At 43.1% G+C, this 5121-nt stretch carries 5 protein-coding genes; 1 reads left to right on the top strand and 4 read right to left on the bottom strand.

Annotated elements, in window-relative coordinates; translation table 11 throughout:
* Nucleotides 1-214: 214 nt before the first annotated feature.
* The 4 genes from F6K52_RS32070 to F6K52_RS32085 all read right to left on the bottom strand — a co-directional run bounded on the left by F6K52_RS32070 (nt 215) and on the right by F6K52_RS32085 (nt 3728).
* Entirely contained in the window at nt 215-931 is a 717-nt protein-coding gene (locus F6K52_RS32070; protein WP_293088447.1) for a hypothetical protein, read from the bottom strand.
* A 684-nt stretch (nt 932-1615) separates the two neighbouring features.
* The gene (locus F6K52_RS32075; RefSeq protein ID WP_293088449.1) at nt 1616-2446 is read right to left on the bottom strand and encodes an oxidoreductase; all 831 of its coding nucleotides are present in this window, start codon (nt 2444-2446) and stop codon (nt 1616-1618) included.
* Between the two features lie 468 nt (nt 2447-2914).
* Nucleotides 2915-3289 carry a hypothetical protein gene (locus F6K52_RS32080; protein ID WP_293088451.1) on the bottom strand — a complete coding sequence of 125 codons (375 nt, stop codon included), beginning with the start codon at nt 3287-3289 and terminating at the stop codon, nt 2915-2917.
* Between the two features lie 256 nt (nt 3290-3545).
* A complete protein-coding gene (locus F6K52_RS32085) occupies nt 3546-3728 on the bottom strand; it encodes a type II toxin-antitoxin system HicB family antitoxin (RefSeq protein ID WP_293088453.1) in 183 nt (60 codons plus the stop codon).
* 100 nt (nt 3729-3828) lie between these two features.
* Here F6K52_RS32085 and F6K52_RS32090 point away from each other — a divergent pair.
* A partial coding sequence (locus F6K52_RS32090) for an ATP-dependent helicase (protein ID WP_293088455.1) occupies nt 3829-5121 on the top strand: 1293 nt, incomplete at its 3' end.

Below are 5121 nucleotides of genomic sequence, written 5' to 3' on the forward strand. Positions count from 1 at the left end.
TGTTTATAAGTTCAGCTCTTTTAGATGTTCTGACATAAAGTTTTCTTGGGAGTAGGGAGTAGGGAGCAGCGAGTAGGGAGCAGGGAGTAGGGAACAGGGAGCAGGGAGCAGGGAGCAGGGAGCAGGGAGCAGGGAGCAGGGAGCAGGGAGCAGGGAGCAGGGAGCAGGGAGCAGAAGATGTCTTAAGCTTTACTTCGACTGCTATATTGTTTGGTTAAGTTTTAGTAATAATAGCTAGCTTTTGATTACAATAAAATTCAATTGATTTAATATCTTCAATAAATTTAATAATTTCATTTCGGAATAAATAGTTATTTGATAACACCCCATAGCCATTCTTAATATTTTCCAATTGCACCAATAAGTCGATAGTTTTAGGCACATCTGGAAGTTTATCTTCGTAACTTGGACTTTGCCAATGTAAGTCCTCAATAATGTAAATACCATTTTGTTTCAAGGACGGAAATAACAGAGCAAAAGCTTGTTGTTGATGAAAAGAAGCGTGTGATGCGTCATCCAAGATCACATCGTAAACAACTAAATTTGGCTTGCCTTCAAGCTGAGCTGTCACTTTCACCAAATTGGTAATATCATTTTGGCAACTTAAATCACCCTTGACAAATTTAAAGTTTATAAATTCTGATTCTAAATGACTAAAATCATTAATATCAAAACCATAAACATGCCCATTATCAAAATAGTCTGTCCACATGCGAATTGATGGCATGTCAGTGGGTATTCGACTTAACAAGTGATCACCGAACTCGGGACCACCAATACATAATCCAATTTCTAAGAAGGTGATAGGTTTTGATTTGAGGGGCCAAAACAACGTTTCATATATCAGCGTGTAGCCATGTTTATCGAAATACTCAGTTCCTTTATCCGATTGGTATTTATTGGCAAGCTCAGTTAGGTTGAATGATTTCATTTAGATTTTCAATCGATAGTTTTTCAAGTTCACTGACTAAATATACCTGTTGGCTTTATACGGATTTTGCTGAACACTATTGTATAGGGCGTAGCGCTATATCGTTTTTTTTGATAATTTCACGCTTGAACCAACCTTGAAAACCTTACCAAACAATTCTAAAGCACAGGTCATAGCAAGGAATATGCCACGATTGTTGCTGCCTTCGATCGCGTAGCGTGAGCAAAGCTCAATCACTATTCGCTGTGTTGAACAGTGTGGGAATCTTTCGTTATACATTAGGCTAACAAACTCAAATAAGGGCGGCAAGCTCTCGGACTTTTGACAACTGAATAACCGTGATAGTAAAGTTTACTCTAGCCTGGTACTGGTGTGACAGAATTACCGCTACAGTAGCGAATCTTCACCAATTTTTCAAGCTGGGTAAAAACGCAGTAAATCAGAGCTTAATCCGGAATATCTTCGAGCATCAATCTATAGATAGCGCAAGGCAAAATGTGGCAAAACTGTTGTGAATCCAAACCAGTGAAATCAAACTAATACACTCAGGCTAAAAGGTATTGGATTGGGGTAGGTGGCTACTTTTGAGACGTACAGCACACCTACCTCAACCAGGCAAACAGAATTATCCTAAGGATTCCATCAACGATTATGGAGTCTTCGATAAAGGCAAACAACCATACTTTATTTTACTCTACTCATGATCACCCAATCGAAAATGCGATCGCCAAACCACTTTCGGATGAAGATCATTGGTGCTGCAAATTGACCGGCAACATAGCGAGTTTTTGGTTTGCGTGCTTTAACCGCCTTCGAGACAATATCGGTAATCACCTTTGGAGAGGAACCGCTACCGCTGTTGTAGGAGTTTTCGGTGGCCTTGGCAACACTGTTGGCCAGTTTAGCATAGGGGCCATTTCCCGACCGCTCCAGCATTGGACCCATAAGTACATTCCCAAATGCGGTTCGGATAATACCAGGTTCAATGATCACAACATCAATATTAAAGGCAGCCAGTTCTAATCTCAGACAGTCTGACCAACCTTCGAGGGCGTGCTTAGAGGCATGATACCAAGCTCCCAGGGGTGTATACATCTTGCCACCCATCGAACTAATATTAATGATCTTGCCGGAGCGAGCTTCTCGCATCTTTGGTAACAACAACTGGGTCAGTCGGGCAAGGCCGAAGATGTTGACCTCGAATTGGTAGCGGGCATCATCAATAGAGGTTTCCTCCACTGTCCCATAGCATCCAAAGCCAGCATTATTGACTAGAACATCGACCTTGCCATAAGTATCTTGAATTTCATTCACAGCAGCCTGGATACTTGCCTCATCGGTGATGTCCATACGCAGCGGGTGAGCACCCAACTCTCTCAGGTCAGCCATTTTCTCGACACTACGTGCCGCCACTACCACGGTCAGACCATCCTTCAGCAGAGATTTGGCCATTTCTTTGCCCATACCCGATGATGCGCCGGTAATCAGTGCGACTTTGGATTTACCATTTGCCATGATCTTGAAATTCCCTGTGTGTAGTGGACTCGTTAATAATGAACTGAGAAACTAGCAAGCTTCACAGATTTTGTGACTGCTACTGTTTTGCGATCGCGCTTAATACGGTCAATCTCTTTAAGAGTAAGTGATGTTAACTAACTCGTACCGCAACTAGGAAAGCTAACCATAAGTACATTTTGAATTATCAGTAGATTTTTTCCTTTCCCATAAGCTCGATATCAATACCACAAACATCGCAAACAGTAAAATCTTCAATTTCAGAGTGCATAGAGTTTGATGATTATAATCTTGCCAGATGAGTCTAGCTTAACAATTACTTCCAGCAACTCCGATAAATCATGAAATTATGTAATGCTTGGCTTTAGCAACAGCCTTTGTCACACTTTCACTACCAAATACTGAAATCGCCTGTGCCCCATGGATGAGGCACAGGCGACAGGGGTCAGAAAAAACCCCTAAGAGCGATTAGAAACCGACAGCCATCCAACCTATGGTTTCTTTTGTATGTCCTCCATCTGACAGAGCCTGCCTTGGACCACCACGAACTAATTCGTTCATTTTGAACTTAAAGCCCTTCGTGGTTACATCTGCGATCCTGACACCAGGGGTATCTGCTCCATTAAAGGTTTGAACCATTGGAATCACGATCACATCTGAGCCTTCCGGAAATGGCTCTGCGAAGAACACTTCTTTAAATGTGCTTGTGTCCTTATTTTTGGTTACCAATGGGCCTGGTGAACACAGCTCAATAATGCCTGCTTGAATCGACGCATGAGCTGGGGTAGCCATGAGTACCAGTGCCGCCATCAAAGACATCAAAAAAATCGCAACTCGCTTCATAATTTCCTCCTTAACATGTGAAATGAAAAAAGCGAAAGAAGTCTTTTAGAGTTAACCTTTCTAAAACTATGCTGAGCAGAACTGACACTGCCCATGTAATTTTGGCATATTTTATTAAAAAAAAACCGCAGAAATTGTTAAATTATTGTTGCGTAATTACTGTACAGTTTACCAATTTATGAATAATCATTAAGCTACTCTAAGATCTCAGTGCCCTGTGAAAATCTGTCCCTAGACTGTATAGATATAGGTCAACTCACTGCTTATCAGGCTCAAACTCTTCTCTTTCGCTCGCCACCTCAATCCAACCCTGGACAGCTTCTTCAAGCATTTCTATAAGGTGTTCGTAGCTTTCACCCCATGTATGACATCCAGGTAGTGCTGGAACTGAGCCACACCACACCCCATCCTCTTGCCAAATAACTGCTTTAATCTTCATTGTTGAAATCAGGATGATACACCTTAACCAAAAGGGATAGCGATTTGCAACCTGCGCTAATTACAATACCAACAAATCATCAGTTCCAGCAAATCTCAACATGTCAGAGGATACAGATACCAAGTCAGACTCACAGCAAACCCCGCTCTCCCCTTGGCGTGCCCAAGAACTACAACGACTCCGCAATAGTTTAAGAAGGGGACAACAACCAATGGCCGACTGGCAAGGGGGAACCTTAGCGGTTTCTGCTGTGCCTGGTGCTGGGAAATCTACTGGCATGGCAAAAGCTGCAGCAATTGCGATCGCAAATTACCAACTCCATAGCAGATATCAATTGCTGGTAGTCACCTTCACTCGCTCTGCCGCTGCCAGTATTAGAGCTAAAATCCGCGATGACCTAAAAACCCTTAAGGTCCCACAAAATAGTTTTGTAGTCTATACCTTACATGGTTTAGCCCTCTACATTGCTAACCGTCATCCAGAATTATCGGGACTGAATCTAGACAATAGTACTCTAGTAACTCCCAATCAAAGTCATCGCTTAATCCGTGCTTGTGTGGAACAGTGGATTGCTAATTATCCACGCCGTTATCTTACCTTGCTCGAAGGTCGAAGCTTTGATGGAGAAGAAACAGAACGGTTGCGCCGACAATCGGTATTGCGAACGGAAGTGTTACCTAACCTGGCTTACACCGTTATCCATGAAGCCAAAAGTTCTGGGTTATTACCAGCAGATTTGTGGCACCTCAGTGAACAGACAACGGATGAATATGGAATATTAGCGATCGCAGCAGGACTGTATCAACAGTATCAAACCATAGTGCGATCGCGTGAATTTATCGACTACGACGACATGATTCTAGCTGCGCTGAGAGTGCTAGAAAACGATGCCATCCGTCAGCTCTGGCAAAATCAATTTTTTGCCGTCTTTGAAGACGAAGCCCAAGATTCCACACCGTTACAATACCGACTATTGCAAACCCTAGCAACATTGCCAGCTAGTGCCGAACCAAACCTACCCTTCTCGAACGCCAAAGGCGAACAAACTTCCACCTCCCAACCTTGGCCTATTGACCACGCTACGCGAACAACCTCCCAACCTTTAACCTCCCAACCTTTAACCCCAGACCATACCCTAAATCTGATCCGAGTTGGAGACCCCAATCAAGCCATTAACTCTACCTTTACCCCAGCTGACCCGATTTATTTCAATTGGTTTTGCCAAGAATGTCAGGGAATAGGACGTTTAGCAACAATGGATCAAGCGGGTCGCAGTAGCCAGGTTATCATCGATGCTGCCAACTTTATCGTGAATTGGGTCAATAGCACCTATGGCAGCAAAAACTCTACCGAAACAGTACCACAGCCAGACTCTATCCCCCAAACCCAACCA

This window comes from Moorena sp. SIO3H5, from assembly GCF_010692395.1.
Taxonomy (GTDB): Bacteria; Cyanobacteriota; Cyanobacteriia; order Cyanobacteriales; family Coleofasciculaceae; genus Moorena.